General features: G+C 44.1%; 16 protein-coding genes and 1 other annotated feature. Of the genes, 2 read left to right on the plus strand and 14 right to left on the minus strand.

What is annotated here, in order from left to right; translation table 11 throughout:
• Positions 1-125 precede the first annotated feature (125 nt).
• Together MOF34_RS00285 and valS are read right to left on the minus strand one after the other, a co-directional pair.
• Positions 126-1,418 (minus strand): bifunctional folylpolyglutamate synthase/dihydrofolate synthase, encoded by a 1,293-nt coding sequence (locus MOF34_RS00285; RefSeq protein WP_268397830.1) that lies wholly within the window; start codon positions 1,416-1,418, stop codon positions 126-128.
• 59 nt (positions 1,419-1,477) lie between these two features.
• Positions 1,478-4,120, minus strand: coding sequence for a valine--tRNA ligase (gene valS, locus MOF34_RS00290; protein WP_268397832.1), 2,643 nt, complete (start codon positions 4,118-4,120; stop codon positions 1,478-1,480).
• Positions 4,121-4,179: 59 nt separating this feature from the next.
• Positions 4,180-4,402, minus strand: a binding site (T-box leader).
• A gap of 165 nt (positions 4,403-4,567) precedes the next feature.
• Between valS and MOF34_RS00295 the strand changes: the two genes are divergently transcribed.
• Positions 4,568-4,759: a hypothetical protein gene (locus MOF34_RS00295; protein ID WP_024122364.1), complete on the plus strand. Its 192-nt coding sequence runs from the start codon at positions 4,568-4,570 to the stop codon at positions 4,757-4,759.
• A gap of 18 nt (positions 4,760-4,777) precedes the next feature.
• On the opposite strand, the gene cotN is transcribed toward MOF34_RS00295, so the two are convergent.
• The 8 genes from cotN to hemA all read right to left on the minus strand — a co-directional run bounded on the left by cotN (position 4,778) and on the right by hemA (position 14,154).
• Complete coding sequence (gene cotN, locus MOF34_RS00300; protein WP_268397834.1) at positions 4,778-5,803, minus strand: spore coat protein CotN; 1,026 nt, start codon at positions 5,801-5,803, stop codon at positions 4,778-4,780.
• A 32-nt stretch (positions 5,804-5,835) separates the two neighbouring features.
• Positions 5,836-7,764: a LysM peptidoglycan-binding domain-containing protein gene (locus tag MOF34_RS00305; protein WP_268397836.1), complete on the minus strand. Its 1,929-nt coding sequence runs from the start codon at positions 7,762-7,764 to the stop codon at positions 5,836-5,838.
• Positions 7,765-7,899: 135 nt separating this feature from the next.
• A complete protein-coding gene (hemL, locus tag MOF34_RS00310) occupies positions 7,900-9,192 on the minus strand; it encodes a glutamate-1-semialdehyde 2,1-aminomutase (RefSeq protein ID WP_268397837.1) in 1,293 nt (430 codons plus the stop codon).
• A 29-nt stretch (positions 9,193-9,221) separates the two neighbouring features.
• On the minus strand, positions 9,222-10,196 hold the full coding sequence (gene hemB, locus MOF34_RS00315; protein ID WP_019715270.1) for a porphobilinogen synthase: 975 nt from the start codon (positions 10,194-10,196) through the stop codon (positions 9,222-9,224).
• On the minus strand, positions 10,193-10,981 hold the full coding sequence (hemD, locus tag MOF34_RS00320) for a uroporphyrinogen-III synthase (RefSeq protein ID WP_268397841.1): 789 nt from the start codon (positions 10,979-10,981) through the stop codon (positions 10,193-10,195). The genes hemB and hemD overlap by 4 nt, the downstream gene beginning before the upstream one ends.
• Positions 10,971-11,912 (minus strand): hydroxymethylbilane synthase, encoded by a 942-nt coding sequence (hemC, locus tag MOF34_RS00325; RefSeq protein ID WP_019715272.1) that lies wholly within the window; start codon positions 11,910-11,912, stop codon positions 10,971-10,973. Before hemC ends, hemD begins: the two co-directional genes overlap by 11 nt.
• A 36-nt stretch (positions 11,913-11,948) precedes the next feature.
• Positions 11,949-12,779: a cytochrome c biogenesis protein gene (locus tag MOF34_RS00330; protein ID WP_019715273.1), complete on the minus strand. Its 831-nt coding sequence runs from the start codon at positions 12,777-12,779 to the stop codon at positions 11,949-11,951.
• A 7-nt stretch (positions 12,780-12,786) separates the two neighbouring features.
• On the minus strand, positions 12,787-14,154 hold the full coding sequence (gene hemA, locus MOF34_RS00335) for a glutamyl-tRNA reductase (RefSeq protein WP_268397844.1): 1,368 nt from the start codon (positions 14,152-14,154) through the stop codon (positions 12,787-12,789).
• Positions 14,155-14,383: 229 nt separating this feature from the next.
• Between hemA and MOF34_RS00340 the strand changes: the two genes are divergently transcribed.
• The gene (locus MOF34_RS00340; RefSeq protein WP_268397847.1) at positions 14,384-14,881 is read left to right on the plus strand and encodes a hypothetical protein; all 498 of its coding nucleotides are present in this window, start codon (positions 14,384-14,386) and stop codon (positions 14,879-14,881) included.
• A 23-nt stretch (positions 14,882-14,904) separates the two neighbouring features.
• Here MOF34_RS00340 and yihA read toward each other — a convergent pair whose 3' ends face one another.
• The 4 genes from yihA to clpX form a co-directional block, all read right to left on the minus strand.
• On the minus strand, positions 14,905-15,492 hold the full coding sequence (gene yihA, locus MOF34_RS00345; RefSeq protein ID WP_019715276.1) for a ribosome biogenesis GTP-binding protein YihA/YsxC: 588 nt from the start codon (positions 15,490-15,492) through the stop codon (positions 14,905-14,907).
• Positions 15,489-17,813 carry an endopeptidase La gene (lon, locus tag MOF34_RS00350; RefSeq protein WP_019715277.1) on the minus strand — a complete coding sequence of 775 codons (2,325 nt, stop codon included), beginning with the start codon at positions 17,811-17,813 and terminating at the stop codon, positions 15,489-15,491. The genes yihA and lon overlap by 4 nt, the downstream gene beginning before the upstream one ends.
• 179 nt (positions 17,814-17,992) lie before the next feature.
• On the minus strand, positions 17,993-19,651 hold the full coding sequence (gene lonB, locus MOF34_RS00355) for an ATP-dependent protease LonB (RefSeq protein ID WP_268397851.1): 1,659 nt from the start codon (positions 19,649-19,651) through the stop codon (positions 17,993-17,995).
• Between the two features lie 155 nt (positions 19,652-19,806).
• Positions 19,807-21,069 (minus strand): ATP-dependent protease ATP-binding subunit ClpX, encoded by a 1,263-nt coding sequence (gene clpX / locus MOF34_RS00360; protein ID WP_003222561.1) that lies wholly within the window; start codon positions 21,067-21,069, stop codon positions 19,807-19,809.
• Between the last annotated feature and the right edge of the window lie 213 nt (positions 21,070-21,282).

Here is a 21,282-nt window from a genome sequence, read left to right on the forward strand (position 1 = left end):
CTTTACAAGATACTGGTATGGATTGTAGCAAAGTGAGCGGGCTGAACTCTAATTGGGAATATTCAATTTTACACATAAAAACCCCGGCAGAATTTCATTTTCGATACTGCCGGGGTTTGACGCGTTTATTTCAACCTTTTACGAATGTCAGAGATAAAATAAAGTGATCCAGTAATCAGCACAATTTCATTTGAATCCTTTTTGTTTTCTATGAATTCGAGCACATCACCCGGATCTTCACTCCAGCTTTTATTGCTGATTTCACTTGCATCATATAGATCTTTTGCGAGAGAAGCACGCGGGAAATCAAAAGAAGCAAAATGAATCGCATGGGCTATGGTTTCCAATCTTTTTATCATATCGTGAAACGGTTTGTCCTTTAACGCGCTAAACACTACAGAAATGCGGGAATCAGGAAAACGCTGCTTCATCGTTTCCACCAGCTTTTCAACGCCTTCTTCGTTATGCGCACCATCTAAGTATACCGGCGGATGTTCCTGAACAAGCTCTAACCGCCCCGGCCAAGCAGCCTTTACAAGCCCGCTTCTTAACGCCTCATCATTGATACTTGCAATGTTCTCTCTATTAAGCCACTCAGCAGCCAAAATGGACAAAGCCGCATTTTGCCTTTGATGTGTGCCAATCAGAGAGATCCGAATATCTTCATAACACTTCTCAGCCGTTTTGAATGAAAACTGTTCTCCCGCAGGCAGAGCCTCTTCATTGAAAATAACACATGTATCATGTAATGACTGGAACGGCGCAGCATGTCGTTCAGCTTCATGACGAATAACCTGTAAGGCTTCCGGCTGAGTAACAGCTGTAACCATCGGTATACCTTCTTTAATAATTCCGGCCTTTTCCCCAGCAATTTCTTCAATGGTGTTTCCCAAGATGTTCATATGGTCGTGTCCGATGCTTGTGATTACAGTTAAAAGCGGTTCAACTACATTCGTAGAGTCAAATCTCCCCCCCAGACCTGTTTCAAAAATAACAAAGTCGACCTTATGAAACTCTGCAAAATATAAAAATGCACACGCCGTCATAATTTCAAATTCTGTCGGCTGTCCGTATTCCGTTTGATCAAGCGCTTCAACGTGCGGTTTAATCTGATTGACGAGTGCTGTCCATTCCTCATCTGAAATCGGTGTCCCATTAACGCTGATCCGTTCATTAAACGTAATGATATAAGGTGATGTAAACGTTCCAACCGTATATCCGGCTTCTTGCACCATAGAACGGATAAAAGCGACAGTTGATCCTTTACCGTTTGTTCCTGCGACGTGGAACGCACTGATTTTCTTTTCAGGATGCCCTAACCGCGCCATCAGCTGCTCCATTCGGCCGAGTCCGGGCTTGACTCCGAATTTTAGCCGCCCGTGAATCCAGCTGCGCGCTTCTTCATATGCAGTAAACAATGATAATCCCCTCTTTTATAAGACAAGGCGGTTTCTCTGGAAACCGCCCCGGCTTTTCATTAGCCCTTTAGCTCAGCCATTCGTTTTTGAACAGCGTCACGCTTTGCCACATAATCTTTTTCTTTTTCACGTTCTTCATCAATTACGTGCGCAGGCGCTTTTTTCATAAATCCTTCATTTCCAAGTTTCTTTTGGACGCGCTCGACTTCTTTCGTCAGCTTATCGAATTCTTTTTGCAGGCGGGCAATTTCTTCATCAATATTAATTAAGCCTTCAAGCGGAAGAATAACCTCTGCCCCTGAGACAACAGCCGTCATCGCTTTATCAACAGCCTCGATACCCGTGCCGATTTTTAGCACACTCGGATTCGTAAAGCGTTCAACATATGAGCGGTTCGCTTCGAGACGGTCTGCTATTTCGTCTGTGCTTGTTTTAATATACAGTTCAACCTGCTTGCTCATTGGCGTATTGACTTCACTGCGGATATTACGCACAGAACGGATCAGCTCAACAAGAAGCTTCATGTCAGCTGCCGCTTCAGTATCGTTATGCTCCGGTACTACAACAGGCCATTGGCTTACTGTAATCGATTCCCCTTGATGAGGAAGGTGCTGCCAAATTTCCTCCGTTAAGAATGGCATAAACGGATGAAGCAGGCGCATCGTTTGATCCAGTACGTAAGCAAGGATGGAACGAGTTGTTTTCTTAGCCGCTTCGTCTTCTCCGTAAAGCGGAAGCTTCGCCATTTCAATATACCAGTCACAGAAATCATCCCAAATAAAGTTATATAAATGACGTCCGACTTCACCAAATTCATATCGATCAGCAAGCTGAGTCACATGCTCAATCGTTTCATTTAATCGCGTTAAAATCCACTTGTCAGCTACTGACTTTTCGCCCGACAGATCAAGCTCATCGTAGGTCATGCCGTCCATGTTCATTAATGCAAAACGGGAGGCATTCCAAATTTTATTGGCGAAATTCCAAGTCGATTCCACTTTTTCATAGCTGAAGCGCAGATCTTGGCCAGGAGAGCTTCCAGTCGCAAGGAAATAACGCAGAGAATCGGCTCCGTACTTGTCAATGACATCCATCGGATCAACACCGTTTCCAAGAGATTTACTCATTTTTCGGCCTTGCTCGTCACGGATTAAGCCATGGATTAAAACATCTTTGAACGGGCGCTCGCCTGTAAATTCAATGCCTTGGAAAATCATGCGTGACACCCAGAAGAAAATGATGTCGTACCCTGTCACGAGAACGTCTGTCGGATAGTAGCGTTTAAAGTCTTCAGCCGTTACATCAGGCCAGCCCATAGTGGAGAAAGGCCAGAGCGCAGAACTGAACCATGTATCCAGTACGTCTGTATCCTGCTCCCAATTTTCGCTGTCCTCAGGCGCTTCAAGCCCGACATATAGCTCACCTGTTTCTTTATGATACCAAGCAGGAATACGGTGGCCCCACCACAACTGACGTGAAATACACCAGTCGCGGATGTTTTCCATCCAGTGTAAATACGTTTTTTCAAAACGGTCAGGCACAAAGTTGACTTTTTCTTCTTTCTTTTGCAACTCAATCGCTTCATCAGCAAGCGGCTGCATGCGCACAAACCATTGGGTAGAAAGATAAGGCTCAACTACAGCCCCGCTTCGTTCACTATGCCCGACAGAATGCATATGATCCTCGATTTTGAAGAGAACACCTGCTTCCTGTAGATCTTTAACAAGCTTTTTGCGGCATTCAAAGCGATCCATGCCTTGATATTGCAGTGCATTTTCGTTCATTGTGCCATCTTCATTCATGACAAGAATGCGTTCTAAGTTATGGCGGTTGCCAAGTTCAAAGTCGTTTGGATCATGAGCAGGCGTAATTTTCACCGCACCTGAACCAAATTCCATATCAACGTAGTCATCACCGACAATCGGAATTTCACGATTTACAATCGGCAGGATCACCGTTTTTCCGATAAGATGCTTGTAGCGCTCATCTTCAGGATGAACGGCAACCGCTGTATCACCGAGCATCGTTTCAGGACGTGTCGTTGCAATTTCAATTGAACCTGAACCGTCAGCGAGCGGATAGCTCATATGATAGAACGCGCCTTGAACATCCTTGTAAATGACCTCAATGTCGGATAGTGCTGTTTTTGTCGCAGGGTCCCAGTTAATAATATATTCCCCTCTGTAAATCAGGCCTTTTTCATAAAGCTTAACGAATACTTCGCGAACCGCTTTGCTTAAGCCCTCATCCAGCGTAAAACGTTCACGGGAATAATCAAGGCCAAGCCCTAATTTCGCCCACTGGCTGCGAATAAAGTCAGCATACTCTTCCTTCCACTTCCACGTTTCTTCGAGGAATTTCTCGCGGCCAAGATCATAGCGGGATTTGCCTTCTTCACGAAGTTTCGCTTCCACTTTAGCCTGTGTCGCAATGCCGGCGTGGTCCATACCCGGAAGCCACAGCACATCATAGCCCTGCATGCGTTTCATTCTTGTTACAATGTCTTGCAGCGTTGTGTCCCACGCGTGTCCAAGGTGAAGTCTTCCTGTTACGTTTGGCGGCGGAATAACAACAGAATACGGCTCTTTTGTCTGGTCATTGCCCGCTTCAAAAAATTTGCCTTTTAGCCAAAAATCATATCGGTCTTTCTCAACAGCTGCCGGATCGTATTTCGTCGGCATTGTTTGTTCATTCGTCTCCATCATAACCCTCCAACATGTTTAAAAATGGCTGAGAACGAAAAAAGAGCTCTTCATCCCTGTAAAAGGACGAAAAGCTCTTTCGCGGTACCACCTTTTTTCATGAACTTTATCAGTTCATGCACTTATAACGGATAACGGGTGTTTCCCGAATTTCTCTACTCTTCTTTCAAGAAATTATGCTCCCGGGCGACCTTCCAATCAGACAACATAAGAAGCCTTTCAGCAAACGGCTTCTCTCTCTGCATGCGCCTTTTTTGTACTCTTCCCGTTCTAAGCAGGTGTATTTATCAGCTCATTATATACTTTATTTATGTTCTTTATTATAGTAAAAGTGTTTTTGATTCGTCAATCATCTTTTCCAAAAACGCCACTTTCTATACTGATAGGCAGGCACCTATTGCCCAAGTTTACATATGATGCTTGTAAATGCGCAGAGGAGGATGCACCGTGAAGAAACGTTTCAGCTCTTATTCGCTACCGCCGTGGGTTAGGCAAATTCGGCTTGTATCCGCACAAGTGATTATTCCCATTACAATTTTCCAAGGAATCAGAACCATTTTCTTCCCAACAACCTTTGATGTTTTGCTGCTCGCAATCCTAATCTTATTGGCTTGCGCTCTTCATTTAGAATGGATATAAACAAACAAGTCCGCGCCATTAAGACGTGGACTCGTTTTCAGCCTGGAATTTTTTCTCTTGTTCAGTCTGATGAATTTTCATCACAAACGGCTCTATATTTTTCATTTGCCAATAGGCCTTTAATAATTGCGTACATTCATTTTTTTCATGCTGTCTTTCCCCGGTTTGATAACGGTTCAGCACCTTGTACATGGATGCCGGAAATGCCATATAGCTGAGAAAAAGACTGACTTCCGCTTCACGTAAAGGGAATAATTTCGTGTATGCATAAAACCATTCAACGCATTCCGGACAAGCTTTCGGAATGCCTCTGAACATTTTTGTATAAAAGCCGAGTAAGTCGTTTTGCGGCGGGCCGACAGACGCTCTTTCGAAGTTTGTGAAATACCCGGTCCCTGTATCATTATACAGAAAATGGTGAATGGACAGGCTGCCGTGGTTCATCACAACCCTTGAGTCATTCTTCTCTTTTGCTGACTCATACCAATCCTCCAACCGCTCCAGCGCAAAATTCACCGCCGAAATGGTTTCTGAAAAATAGGTTACGGCCTGAAGTTCAAAAGGGGAGAGGTACCATTCCTTCTCCGCTCTGTCTACAAACTGTTCATAAAAAATTTTATCATGTTCCCACTTTTTTTTCGTTTGTCCGAAATAACGTTCAATATCATCACGTCTGATCTTTATTTCCTGCGCGGTTCTCTCATGTAGGCGGGCTGTTTCTCTAAATAAATAAGCATGTTTCTGATCCTGTTCTTCCTCCTGGTCAAATTGAAGCCAAGGCATTAAATAATAGGAATCTCCGGATTGTATACCTTCTGAGAAAAACTCACCGCTATTTGTTCTGTAAACGGGAACAAATGAACGAAAACCTTTTTCCTCAATCGCCACCATATGGTCTGTAAACTGTTTGCTGCGAGCTGATTTCAATTTTTTCAGGGCAAATGCGCCATAGTCTGTATACACTTTCCACACACGAGGACTGACAGGCTCAATAAACTGAGCAGTCAGTCCGTATTTCTGAAGAACCGATTGGGTATCTTCCATTCCATTCACCACATTTTCCGATCGATTACGGCTTATGCATGGCTGTTGTTATATTGAGGAATATAGAGGATCTGTCCTGCTTTCAGTTCATCGTCTATGGCTAAAGAATTCATTCTGATCAGCTGCTGGGATGTGATTTCATACCGTTCGCATAAACGTTCGATCGTATCTTCCTGCTGGACAATGCATATTTTCATTCTCGAAAACTCATCCTCTTCTCTCGTAAAAAGTTTTGTTAAATAAAGAGAATTATCACTTTCCTTTGTTTGAGGTTCCTTCGTTTCAGCAGCAGGAGCAACCCTAGGAACAGCATTCGCTTCCTTCCTTTCAGTCTCTGAGTTATCAGGCAGCTGGAAGGATTGAAGAGCTGTTTCTTCCTCAGGCTCTTCAGCCGGTGGTATTTTTCTCACTTCAATTTCAAAGCTTTCTTCCTCTTTTTCTTCCTCTTCCAGCAGCTTAGGCGCTGAATAAAAAGAATCCTCCTCTTCATGTTCGGGCAGGAAGGTGCGATATGCCGGTGCAGACTCTTCTTGAGGTGCCTCTTCCGAGCTTGCTTTTTGCTTGAAATGAAGCTGTAAAGCGGTTTCGCCATTCTCCATATATGGAGCTGAGGCTGTTATCTTCTCTTTGCTTTCTTCTATGGAGAGGTCAGCCTGAGATTCAGCCTCGAGAGCTTCTTCCGCTGCTTGACGAAGCGCGGTTTCAGCATGTTCTGGTTGAGCTGTTACTTTCTCTTCATGACGTAGTGCAGGCTCAGCATGCTCCGGTTGAGGCGCTTCTTCCACCTCTTGACGGAATCCAGGATCAGCGTGCTCCGGTTGAGCCTTTTCTTCCTCTTCTTGACAGAGTGCGGGCTCAGAGTACTCCGGCTGAGCTGCTTCTTTCTCTTTTTGACGGTATTCATGCTTCGCTCGTTCCGGTTGACCCGCTTCCTCATTTGGAACCTCTTGGCGGAACGCAGATTCAAGAATAGGAGACCCAGGAGTTTCTACTTCTCCCTCTGATATCACAGTCTCTGCATATGGTTCAGCTTCCAAAGCAGGCGATCCTTCTGCTCCAGAATCTTTACGAAGATTATCCTCCGCTGGAGGGTCCGCTTCTTCACGAACATCTGCTATTGCAGATACTGGCTCTGGCGTTTCATTTTCTGCTTTAACGATCTCTTGAATTCCTATTTCTGAAGCATAAGCTTCTGGCTCAGCTTCTTCTGTTTCCGATTCTTCACGACTCTTTGCTTCCTGCACTAGAAGCTCTGGCGGCTCGGTTTCCTCTTTCACATCTTTTCGCGCCTTCGATCCTGAAGCGACTGATTCCGGCGGCACAGATTCTTCTTTTTCTATTTCCATTTCTTCACGGAGCCCCGCTTTCGATACAAAAAGTTCTGGCGGTTGGGCTGGCGTTTCATCCTGCAAAACTGCTTCCGCTCCCGAAGATGAACCCGTTTCTACTGCACTTTGTATCGGCGGCTCTGAAACCTCTTCCCCTTCCCCTATGAATGCCGCAGGAGACTCATATAAAGGAATCTCTGGCTCTTTGTCTGCCGTATCATCTAAAAGCCCTTCGATCGCTAAATCAGCTTGAATCGTTAAAATGCGAGAATCCGTTAATTGATAGTCAAATGCGTCAATAAAGACGAAGACATCCTGTAAATGGCTCACTTTATTTTTCGGAATGGTAATATCCACAGGAAAACAGTGAGTCAGTTCTGCGCTTCCATCCTCTCTCTTTCTGACTTCTTCAACAAACCGCTTATCAGTATAAAACTCATCGGTATGTTTGTTTTGATCTATGTTGTACTCACCTGTTAGTTCAAGCGATCCTCTGATTGATACATAATCATTTACTTCCTGAACCCTAATGTCAGGATCTAATGAAATAGAAAGCAGTTCAGAAACTTCCTGTCCTTTTTGGAAACAGATCGATTCTTCTACAGAAAATTGCAATCGATGATTTTGCGGCAAGTTCATATCCTCCTTTCATCTAATCCTTAAAATTAGATGTCACTAAAGGTGTATGTATGAATTGGGGAAAATATGAGTGGGCGAGCACAGAAAAAAAAACCGGTACAAGGATGTCCTTGATACCGGTTTTTACTCTTATCCGCGGCTGATCTCAGCAAATACTTTTCCAGCTGCTTGAATTGTTTTTTCAATATCTTCCTCAGTGTGGGCCGTTGAAAGAAAAAGGCCTTCGAATTGAGATGGCGGAAGGAATACACCTTCATTTGCCATGCCTTTATAATAGTTAGCAAACAGCTTCAAATCAGATGCTTTGGCTGTTTCATAATTGATGACAGGTTCGTTTGTAAAGAAGAAGCCGATCATTGAACCTGCGCGGTTAAAGGTATGAGGAATGCCATGAGCCTCGGCGGCCTTTGAAATGCCTTCTTCCAGCCTGTCGCCTTTTTTGATGAAATTCTTGTAGGATTCAGGTGTCAGCTGCTTCAATGTTTCTAAGCCAGCGGTCATCGCAAGCGGGTTGCCCGACAATGTGCCAGCCTGATAAATTGGACCGCTCGGAGCGATCCGCTCCATGATTTCAGCCTTACCGCCATAAGCACCGACAGGAAGTCCGCCCCCGATCACTTTTCCTAAACAAGTCAGATCAGGTGTTACGCCGAAGTACCCTTGAGCACAATTATAATCGACCCGGAAGCCTGTCATTACTTCATCAAAAATCAGCAGGGAACCGTATTGCCCAGTGATATCACGCAGCCCTTGCAGGAAGCCTTCTTGCGGCGGGACAACTCCCATATTTCCGGCAACCGGCTCTACAATAACTCCCGCAATGTCTTCACCGAACTGTTGGAAAGCAAGCTTTACACTTTCTAAATCATTGTACGGAACGGTAATCGTGTTTTTCGCAATGCCTTCAGGAACACCAGGGCTGTCAGGCAGACCGAGAGTGGCCACTCCTGAACCCGCTTTAATCAAGAGGGAATCGCCGTGCCCATGATAACAGCCCTCAAATTTTAAAATCTTGTTGCGGCCTGTATAGCCTCTTGCCAAACGGAGGGCACTCATAGTAGCCTCTGTTCCGGAGCTGACCATTCGTACAATTTCTACAGATGGCACACGATCAATAACAAGCTTTGCCAGTTCATTTTCTACTTCAGTAGAAGCACCGAAGCTTGTCCCATATTCAGCCACTTTTTTGAGGCTCTCTACGACGCGTTCATTTGTATGCCCTAAAATTAAAGGTCCCCATGACAAGACGTAGTCAATATATTCATTCCCATCAATATCAAAGATTTTTGAGCCTTTTCCGCGCTCCATAAAAATCGGGTCCATGTCTACCGATTTAAATGCGCGAACGGGACTGTTTACACCGCCCGGCATGAGTTTTTGCGCTTCTTTAAAAGCCGCTTTTGATTTTTCATAGCTTCTCATCTGCCTCAACTCCTGTCAACTGAATATAATTACTCTGCAAGCCATTTCGCTGCGTCTTTTGCATGATACGTAATAATCAGGTCGGCGCCTGCACGCTTCATGCTTGTCAAAATTTCTAACACAATTTCTTTTTCTTTGATCCAGCCGTTCTGCGCTGCAGCCTTTACCATTGAATACTCTCCGCTTACATTATAAGCGACGAGCGGCAAAGCAAACTCATTTTTTACGTCACGCATGATATCCATATATGAAAGCGAAGGTTTGACAATCAAAAAGTCCGCGCCTTCCTCGACATCTGATTGTGCTTCGCGGAGTGCTTCCATACGGTTGGCAGGGTCCATCTGATATGTTTTGCGGTCCCCGAATTGCGGCGTGCTGTTTGCTGCATCACGGAACGGACCGTAAAACTCACTTGAATATTTCACAGCGTAAGACATGATTGGAATATTGACGAACCCTTCTTTATCAAGCGCTTTTCTGATCACTGTAACAAATCCGTCCATCATGTTTGAAGGTGCAATGACATCGGCACCTGCTTTCGCTTGGCTGACAGCTGTCTGCGCTAAAAGCTCCAGCGATTCATCATTGAGGATGACGCCGTCTTTGACTAGTCCGCAATGGCCGTGATCTGTATATTCGCATAGGCACGTATCAGCGACAACAACCATCTCAGGGAAGTGTTTTTTTATTTCTGTGATGGCTTTTTGAACGATGCCGTGATCATGATACGCTTGCGTTCCGCAATCATCTTTTTCTTCCGGGATGCCAAACACGATGACAGATTGAATGCCCAGTTTAACCAGCTCTGCCACTTCATCCTTCAATAGATCTAATGATACATGGTAAACATCAGGCATTGACGGAACAGCTTTTTTGCCTTCCAGCCCTTCAACGACAAAAATCGGATATATAAAATCAGATGGGTGCAAACGCGTTTCCTTTACCATCTCTCTCATTGCTTTTGATGACCGCAGACGGCGGTGTCTGTTAAAAGATTGACTCATATTCTCTCTTCCTCTCTTGACATGCTGCACATTAAGTCAAGCATGCCATCTATTGTAAATGTATGAGGCATATGCGATGTAATGTCATAAGCCAGCAGAGCGTCCCTTGTTAAAGGTCCGATGCTGATACATGCCGCTCTGTTCGCCTGCCACTTTTTCAATTCTTCTCCCAAGACATGCATAAACGTATGTACGGTTGATGAACTCGTAAATGTCACATAATCAAATGAATATTGACTCGCGGCCTCTATCAGTGCCTCGATGCCTTCTTCATCCGGAATCGTTTCGTAGACAACCCATTCCTTCACTTCAAAACCGAGCGGTACAAGCTCTTGTTTTATCACATCACGCGACAAATTGCCTTTAACCACGCTAATTCGTTCCGCCGGTTCAGCATGCTGCTTAAGAGCCTCTGCCAACTTTTCAGCAATATAGTCCTTAGGCATCACATCAACCGATACGTTATACGTTTCCAAACGGCGAGCCGTTTTTTCACCGACAGCCGCAACTTTTTTATGCGCTGGAAAAATGAGCTGATTTTCCTTTAGATAAGAAAAAAAGAAGTCTACTCCGTTCACACTTGTAAAAACAAGCCAGCCGGGCGCGGCAAGATCCTCTTTCACCTGTTTTGCAAGATCATTCGCCAAAGCGCGGCGAAACGTAATCAAAGAGGTCAAAACCGCTTTTCCGCCAAGGGCCTCCACTTTTTGCTGAAACGATTTTGCCTGCGCCTTATTCCGGGTGACAAGCACTGTTTTTCCTTTCAGCGGAAAATCATTTTCCATCCTCATCAAGCTCCCGTTTGACACGATCAATTAATTCTTTGGCTCCTTTGTCAGTCATAAGAGCGGCACAGCGTTTTCCGACTTCCTCCGGATCGTTTCCGGTGACAGTTTCTTTAAAAATGATCTTGCCGTCAGGAGAAGTGACAAGCCCTGTCAATTCAATTTCATCCTGTTCGTTTAACACTGAGTAGCCTGCGATCGGAACCTGGCATCCGCCCTCCATCGCGTTTAAATAAGCACGTTCCGCCAGCACAGTCCGTTTTGTATACTCATCCGTAAACTGAGAAAACAACGCCATTAGCTCCTCATCCGATTCTCTGCATTCAATCGCCAGTGCTCCTTGGCCCACAGCAGGCAAACAGCGCTCAGGCTCTAGGAATTCGGTTACTACATCTTGCTTCCAGCCCATTCTCGAAAGGCCGGCAGCAGCTAAAATAATCGCGTCATAATCCTCAGTTTCCAGCTTTTGAAGCCTCGTATCTATATTACCTCTAATCCATTTAATTGTAATGTCAGGGCGCTCAATCAAAAGCTGTGCACTTCTTCTTAAACTGCTTGTGCCGATGACAGCGCCTTCCTTCATTTCTGAAAGCTTTACGCGATTCTTTGAAATAAGGGCATCACGTGGGTCTTCTCGTTCAGGAATACAGCCGATCACAAGGCCTTCAGGCAAAACAGCAGGCATATCCTTCATGCTGTGCACCGCCATATCAATGTCTTCGTTCAAAAGCGCTTGTTCAATCTCTTTGACAAACAGCCCTTTTCCACCCACTTTTGAGAGCGTAACATCGACGATCCGGTCTCCCTTTGTCACGATTTCTTTGATTTCAAAGGCAAATGAAGGATTGATTTCCTTCAGTTTTTGAATCACCCATTTTGTTTGAGTCATAGCGAGTTTGCTCCGTCTGGAACCTACTTTTATTGTTCTCATCGTTTTCTTTCCTCCCGAATCTGCTTGGGACATCATTTAACTAAACCAATGAAATTGCGACAGGCTTCCAAGCAGGAAATAATTGATCATCAGCACGAGAAAACAAGCCGTATTCCACAATGCTGCGACCTTTCCTTGCAGCTCTTTAATCAGCCTGATATAAAGATAATAGCTGTACAGCAGCAAGACGACAAACGAACCAAGCACTTTGGCGTCGAACCAATACAGCGTTTCTAGTGAGACATACGCCCAAATGACGCCGAGAATCAAACTCAGCAACAGCATCGGGACTCCGATGACATTCAGAACGTATGCCATATAATCAAGCTTAGACAAATCTTCAATTCTCAACAGCCATTTACCCCACTTTTTCTTTTTCAGCAAATGATATTGAAAAATATACAGGACAGAAAAAACAAAAGAAAGGGAAAAAGCGCCGTATGAAAGAATCGCCATTGTAATATGAATCACCAAAAGCTCAGATACAAGCTGCCCGGAAAAAGCGGCAGACTGCTGCTCTGTCGGTGAAAATGTATGAATGGCGATCATAGAAAACCCTATTACATTTGTAAAAAACACAATAAAGTCAACTCGTAAAAGCTTTGTCAGGACAAGTGACAGCGTGACAAGCACCCAGGCATAAAAATAAAGCGCCTCCGTCACATTTAATACCGGAAACCGCCCCGTCACCCACATAAAATAGGCCAAATACACGGTTTGCAGAGTCCAGACAATAGAAAGCAACCAGAAGGCCATTTTTCCAGCCTTCCGGTTGTGTTGAAGAAAATCTATAAAATAAAAGAGTACACTTAATGCATAAATGACGATTGTTCCCTCATTAAGTCTTGCCATTGCAGTATCAATCATTCAGCATTCACTCACTTACAAGTGGGGCAAAGCCCGATTTTGATTCAGCCTTCTTAAAAGAATGGACCTTTTGGCTGCTTTCAACAGTTTTCATCATTTGACGGCCAGCCGCTTCTTCAATATCAAAAATCTGCATAAACAAGGCCAGCTTTTCTTCAGAATCAGCGTCTGCCGCAAGCTCTTTCACCTTTAAGATCGGATCACGCAGCATTTGATTAATGATACTTTTGGTGTGTTTGTTTAACAGTTTTTTCTCTCTTGTGCTTAAGTGAGGCAGCTTCCGCTCGATGCTGTCCATCGTTTCTGACTGGATCGCAAGCGCCTTTTCGCGCAATGCGGAAATAACCGGCACAACACCAAGTGTATTCAGCCATTGTTTGAACTCCACAATGGTTTCTTCAATTAACAGTTCAACTTTTTCAGCGGTTTCTCTCCGCTCTTTCATGTTCGCTTCTACAATGCCTTCGAGATCGTCGATATCATAAAGGAAAACACCTTCAAGATCATTCAGCGCAGGATCAAGGTCTCTAGGCACGGCAATGTCCACCATAAACAGCGGACGTCCCTTGCGAAGCTTATTCGCGTTTTCCATCATCTCTTTGGACACGACAAAATCACTTGCACCGGTTGAACTGATTAGGATATCAGCCTCCGCAAGCGCGCTTTCAAGCTGATTTAAGCTTCTCGCTTCACCAGAGAAACGGTCTGCAAGCTCCTTCGCTTTCAAGTATGTTCGGTTAATGACAGTGACCTTGCCGATTCCCTGTCCATGCAGGTTTTCCGCAGCAAGCTCGCCCATTTTTCCCGCACCGAGAATCAATATGTGCTTGCTTGAAAGATTTCCGAAGATTTTTTTAGCAAGTTCAACTGCTGCATAGCTTACTGACACTGCATTTGAGCCAATGTCTGTTTCAGCATGAGTCCGTTTGCCCACTGTAACGGCCTGCTTAAACAGCTCATTAAAAATAGTCCCGATCGTATTTTCTTGCTGAGCTGTTTTAAAGCTGTCGCGCACCTGGCCGAGAATCTGGGTTTCACCAATCACCATAGAATCAAGTCCGCAGGCTACACGGAATAAATGCTCAACAGCCGCATCGCTTTCGTAAAATGTTAAAAACGGCGACAGTTCTTCTTTGCTTAATTGAAACCAATCAGCTAAAAACTTCTTTATATAATAACGGCCTGTATGGAGCTGATCGACTACCGCATAAATTTCAGTGCGATTGCATGTGGAAACGATGATGTTTTCAAGAATGCTTTTCTCTTCCTTCAGCTGCACCATCGCTTCTGCCAGCTCATTCGGCTGAAAACTTACTTTTTCACGTATCTCAATAGGGGCGGATTTATAATCTACTCCCACAACAAGTATATGCATCGCCTTAATTACACCCCCAACACCCAATCTTTATTTATAATCATTCTAACATAGAACTCATTATTTATAATAATTATAACATAGTTTCTTTCCCAAATTGTGAACAGATTTTAAAATTCCTATGCTATATTAGAAAAAGCTTCTCAGAATAGAAGCATTCCTATTGACAATACCAAAAACAGCAGAAATTTACTACACATCAGCTCTAAAAAACAAGAAGGTGATATGCATGAAACAAAAATCAATTTTATTCCCTTGTCTGCTGCTTGCTGCTTCTGTATATGCATGGCTTGAAAGCGGCCAAGCCGAACTGTTTTCAGGGCAGGATCAATGGCCTGTTCTCCTCATGCTGTTAGGCGCAGCCTTTGTGTATCAAGGGAAAAAAGAAGCCGTTACACCACACTTCTTTATCGGTTCGGTTCTTTTCGGGATCGGCTTGCACTTTTTCGCCAAGCCGAAATGGCCATGGTGGCCGGATGATTTTGAAATGCTCGTATTTATAATCGGCTTCTCGCTTTTGGTGTTAACCGTACAGAAAAAAGAATATGTATATGAAGCTTTATCGATGATTTGTTTTTCCCTGTTTTTACACTTTTTCAAACAAATTATGGCATGGCTAGAATCTGCGCATATTCCGACAGCGCTTCTTAAAGAGTATTGGCCGTTTGTCTTTATTGGAATCAGTTTATTGTTATTATTGATAAAACGGAAAAAATCTATACGATAAATAAAACCGGCAGAGAGTTTTCTCTACCGGTTTATCATTTTTTTGATCGCTCCCCAAGCTTCGTCTTTCCCCTTTTTCGTTTCTGAGGAGAAGAGAATCAGCTCGTCTTCCGGATCAATATTTAGAGTCTGTCGGACAACCTTCGCGTGTTTGTCCCACTTTCCTTTCGGGATCTTATCTGCCTTTGTAGCGATAATAATAACAGGAATGCCATAATACTTTAAGAATTCATACATCTGCACATCATCATTAGACGGCGCATGCCGCAAATCAACGATCTGTACCACTGCCTTCAATTCCTGGCGTGTCGTGATGTAGGTTTCAATCATTCTGCCCCAAGCTTCACGCTCGGATTTTGACACTTTGGCAAAGCCGTAACCCGGCACATCCACAAAATGCAGCTCATCATTGATAATGTAGAAATTGAGTGTTTGTGTTTTTCCCGGTTTAGATGATGTTCTCGCAAGATTTTTGCGATTGATTAATGAATTGATAAAAGACGATTTTCCCACGTTCGATCTTCCGGCCAGTGCAATTTCCGGAAGCCTGCCCTCAGGATATTGTTCCGGCTTAACTGCACTGATCACGATTTCTGACTTTGTGACTTTCATTTTTTCTCTCCTACTAAGGCATGTTCCAAAACTTCGTCTAAGTGGGACGCCAATATAAATGTGAGCCCCTCTCTGACGCTTTCAGGAATATCCTCTATATCTTTTTCATTCTCTTTAGGCGCAATAATGGTCGTTAATCCCGCTCTATGTGCGCCAAGCGCTTTTTCCTTCAAGCCGCCTATCGGCAGCACGCGCCCGCGAAGCGTAATTTCCCCAGTCATGCCGACTTCACGCGAAACGGCACGTCCCGTTAAAGCAGAAACAAGCGCTGTCGCCATCGTAATACCGGCTGACGGACCATCTTTAGGCACCGCACCCTCAGGTACATGTATATGAATATCATACTTCTCATGAAAGTCAGGTTCAATGCCAAGTTCTTCTGTTTTTGAACGCACATAGCTAAAAGCAGCCTGAGCTGACTCTCTCATGACATCTCCAAGCTTTCCTGTCAGGATCAATTTCCCTTTCCCCGGAGAAAGCGATACTTCAATCGACAGCGTATCTCCGCCGACGGTTGTATAGGCTAGCCCTGTAACTACACCAACTTGATCTTCTGTTTCAGCTTGTCCGTACCTGAAAATGCGTTTTCCGATAAAGTCCTGAAGATTCTTCTCAGTGACCGTAATCCGTTTTCGCTCTTCAGCAACAATGGCTCTTGCAGCCTTACGGCAAATCGCCGCAAGCTGGCGTTCAAGGCTTCTCACACCCGCTTCTCTGGTATAGTAGCGGATAATATCAAGAATCGCCTGGTCACGCAGCTGCAGGTTGCTTTTCTTCAGCCCGTGCTCCTTGATCTGCTTAGGAAGCAGGTGGTCTTTCACAATTTCGAGTTTTTCTACTTCTGTGTACCCCGCAATATTAATAATTTCCATTCTGTCTCTGAGCGGACCCGGGATTGTGGCCAAATTGTTAGCCGTTGCAATAAACAGCACTTTTGATAAATCAAAGGTTTCTTCAATATAGTGATCACTGAAGGTGCTATTTTGCTCTGGATCGAGCACTTCAAGCATCGCAGATGACGGGTCGCCTCTGAAATCGGATGACATTTTATCAATTTCATCTAATAAGAAGACAGGATTCAGCTTGCCGGCTTTTTTCATCCCTTGAATAATGCGTCCAGGCATTGCTCCAACATAGGTCCGTCTGTGTCCGCGGATCTCTGATTCGTCTCGCACTCCGCCGAGTGAGATTCTGACGAATTCCCGGCCCATACTTTTTGCAATTGATTTAGCTAAAGACGTTTTTCCGACACCTGGAGGTCCTGCCAAGCAGAGGATCGGGCCTTTCAGGGATTTTGTCAGCTTTTGGACAGCCAAATATTCTAAGATACGTTCTTTCACTTTTTCAAGTCCGTGATGCTCGTCATTTAAGAGACGGCCTGCCTCTTTCAAATCAAGCTTATCATCTGTCTCATCCGTCCACGGGAGAGCGATCAGCCAGTCGATATAGTTGCGTATCACAGAGCTTTCCGCAGAACTTGACGGAATTTTCTCGTATCTGTTCAATTCCTTAAGCGCGGTTTCCTTTACATGGTCAGGCATGCCTGCTTCTTCAATTTTTTCCGTGAGTGTCTGAACTTCGCCTGTTTTACCTTCTTTATCGCCAAGCTCTTTTTGAATCGCCTTCATTTGTTCACGCAAGTAATATTCCTTCTGCGTACGCTCCATCGAACGTTTGACGCGCTGTCCTATTTTTTTCTCGATCTCCAGCACTTCTTTTTCATTATTGATAAAATCAATGACCTTGTTCAGTCTGTCTTTGACGTCAGCTGTTTCTAAGATATCCTGCTTATCTTTTAACTTAAGGGGCAGGTGAGAAGCAACGATGTCTGCCATTCTCCCTGGCTCTTCGATATCAGTAACCGCAGCATACGTTTCAGCCGAGATTTTTTTAGAAATTTTTATGTACTGATCAAAGTGGTCTAACAAAGTCCGCATCAATGCTTCGTCTTCTGTATCTTTTGAATCATCTTCATGAATCAGCTGAATGTCGACCGACGTGTAATCCTCATGCTCATTGTATTTGACGATTTGGGCACGCTTGAGGCCCTCAACCAACACACGAATCGTACCGTTCGGAAGCTTCAGCATTTGCTTAATTTTTGTATAAGTGCCGACAGTAAAAATCTCGTCTTCACCTGGTTCGTCTATCGAAATATCCTGCTGAGTGGCTAAAAATATCATATGGTCATGCATCATTGCCTGTTCAAGGGCCTGAACCGACTTGTCACGTCCTACATCTAAGTGCAGAACCATCGTCGGGTACACTAATAAACCTCTTAAAGGGAGGAGCGGGATGCTGCGTTTTAATTCTTCTGCCATGTGACTGACACCTCCGTGACTTTAGTATGAACCATTATAATACAACTTTTTCATCCTTGTACAATAAACGGCATGGTTCCATTTTCTATAAAACAGTCTCCTCGTAGTATACCCTTTCTTTCTGATATGAAAAAGGAAAAGATGTCCTTCATGAAAAAAACCCTATTATAAAAATAGGGTTAAACGGATTCTTTATTGATTTCAATATGGAATGGTTTTTGTTCTGTTGGCGGATTTACTAAAATTTCATCAAGCACTTCCTGGAACGTCTTCACCGCAATAATCGTGATTCCGTCAATCTGCTTTAAGATCGCCTGCTGATTTTCATATGGGATAATCACTTTTTTCGCACCGGACTGCTTGGCCGCTTTTATTTTCGGAATGACGCCTCCAATGGGCTTTACAAGACCGTTCAGGCTGATTTCGCCCGTCATGGCAACGGTATTGTCAATTGGGATTTTGTGAATCGCCGAGAAAATTCCCGCTGCCATCGCGATGCCTGCCGACGGTCCGTCAATCGGGATCCCACCTGGAAAATTGATGTGAATATCATAATCAGACGGTTTCATTCCCATTGTCCGGAGCACCGTTAACACGTTTTCAACCGAACCCTTCGCCATGCTTTTTCGCCGGATTGATTTTGATTGGCTTCCGATGCTTTCTTCCTCAGCTATTCCTGTAATGTTAATTGATCCTTTATCGTGAGCCGCGGTTACACTTACCTCGATTTCCAGAAGCGATCCGCTGTTAGGTCCATATACGGCAAGCCCATTTACAATGCCGACTTGCGGTTCGGCTCCGATTTTCTGCTCGTGCTTCGGAGTAAGCTGGCTGGAATGGATAACCCATTCAATATCTTCAATCGTAATGTCTTTCCGATTCTCCGTCACTGCCATTCCTGCAGCGATTTGAATCATGTTAACGGCTTCGCGTCCGTTCCGCGTATAGCTGGTCAGCAAGTCCAGACTCTCATCAGAAATGTTTTTTTCAATTTTATCCGCTGCTGTTTTAGCAACTGTTTTCAGCTCATCCTTTTCAAGCTCGCGGAAAAACACCTCTAAACAGCGGGATCGGATAGCTGGCGGAATTTCATTCGGCATTCTTGTCGTCGCGCCAATCAGACGAAAATCTGCCGGCAGCCCATTTTGAAAAATATCGTGAATATGATTCGGGATTTGTGTGTTTTCCTCACTGTAATACGCACTGTCTAAAAAGACTTTTCTGTCCTCAAGGACCTTCAGCATTTTATTCATTTGAATGGGATGCAGTTCCCCTATTTCATCAATAAACAGCACACCCCCGTGGGCATGGGTAACAGCTCCCTGCTTCGGCTGCGGAATTCCCGCCTGCCCCATAGCTCCGGCTCCTTGGTATATGGGGTCATGGACAGAGCCGATGAGCGGATCGGCAATCCCTCTTTCATCAAAACGTGCTGTCGTCGCATCAAGTTCCACAAAAACAGCCTGCTCTTTAAACGGAGATTGTTTATGTTTTTTTGCTTCTTCTAACACAAGGCGTGCAGCAGCTGTTTTCCCGACACCCGGAGGCCCATAGACAATGACATGCTGAGGATTCGGCCCGCATAAAGCCGCCTTTAGAGCTTTAATGCCATCTTCCTGTCCGACGATATCTTTAAAGCTTTTGGGGCGGACCTTTTCAGATAATGGCTCGGACAAGCTGATAGCGCGCATTTTCCGAAGCTGCTCCATTTCCTTCTTTGATTCCTTATCTATCGTGACCTTTTGTGTCCTTTGATTTTTAAGCAAATTCCAAAAATACAAACCAATGATGATCCCAAAAAACAGCTGAATAAATAACGCGATCCCTGTCCAACTCATGATGGTCCCTCCTGAAAAACAATTTATGTATCCACTTCATTCCTCTGATTGCTAGTATCTCCCACAGAAGGCGGGAATAAACGTTTTTCCGGAAGAGATTCGCATAACAAAAAAACCTCCTGAATGTCACCATTCAGGAGGTTTCGTCCTTATCTTTATGCAGATGTTTTATCTTGGCTTACCTCAGTGCCGTCTTTTAGTAAGAGGCGAGGTGGCTCTCCGTGTGTCACAGTTGCCCCAGTAATCACACATTTTTCAATGTCATCACGAGAAGGCAGCTCAAACATCACATCAAGCATGATACCTTCAATGATAGAGCGGAGTCCACGTGCTCCAGTCTTGCGTTCAATTGCTTTTTTAGCAATTTCAGAAAGCGCTTCTTCTTCAAACTCAAGCTCTACATTGTCAAGCTCAAGCATTTTCTTGAATTGCTTAACAAGAGCATTTTTCGGTTTTGTTAAAATCGCAACCAACGCTTCTTCATCGAGCTTTTCAAGACTTGCAATAACCGGAAGACGTCCGATAAATTCAGGAATTAACCCGAAGCGGAGCAAGTCTTCAGGAAGCACTTTTGAAAGAAGATCTTCTTTCTCAAGATCAGCAGCTTTATTGTCTCCACCGAATCCAATCACTTTTTGGCCTAAACGGCGTTTGATGATTTGTTCGATACCATCGAAAGCACCGCCGCAAATGAACAAAATATTTGTTGTGTCAATTTGAATGAATTCTTGATGAGGATGCTTACGTCCTCCTTGAGGCGGCACGCTTGCCACTGTACCCTCAAGAATTTTAAGCAATGCCTGCTGTACACCTTCACCTGACACGTCACGTGTAATGGACGGGTTTTCTGATTTTCTTGCCACTTTATCGATTTCATCGATATAGATAATGCCTTTTTCTGCTTTTTCCACATCATAATCAGCAGCTTGAATGAGCTTCAAGAGAATATTCTCTACATCTTCACCCACGTATCCAGCTTCAGTCAAAGACGTAGCGTCTGCTATCGCAAACGGCACATTTAAGATACGAGCCAATGTTTGAGCTAGAAGGGTTTTACCGCTTCCTGTAGGGCCGATTAATGAAATATTACTTTTCGAAAGCTCAACATCATCAACCTTGCTGTTGGAGTTAATGCGCTTATAGTGGTTATACACAGCAACAGCGAGTGATTTCTTCGCTTGATCCTGGCCGATGACATATTCATTCAGAATTTCGCGGATTTCCTGAGGCTTCGGTACGTCTTTAAATTCTACTTCTTCTTCTGTTCCGAGTTCTTCCTCTACAATTTCAGTGCAGAGTTCGATACATTCGTCACATATATATACACCAGGTCCAGCTACAAGCTTACGAACCTGATCTTGTGTTTTTCCACAGAACGAGCATTTTAACTGTCCTTTTTCCTCGTTAAATTTAAACATTCTTTCACCCCTTAATCTTGTCTCACTTTTTCTTTTACCGGCAGAGCAAAAGAAAATGATTCTTGAAACGAACGAGTATGTATTGCATTTTACCATACTTTCCAAAAAGACGGTAACAATGTGTTTCTGACTTGCACATTCTATATGTATGACAAAAAACAGCCCTGCATTAACTATCTTGCCCCAAGAAAAAGAGATAAATCATAATTGTAC

The sequence above is a fragment of the Bacillus sp. T17B1 genome, from assembly GCF_026796395.1.
Lineage (GTDB): Bacteria > Bacillota > Bacilli > Bacillales > Bacillaceae > Bacillus > Bacillus spizizenii_A.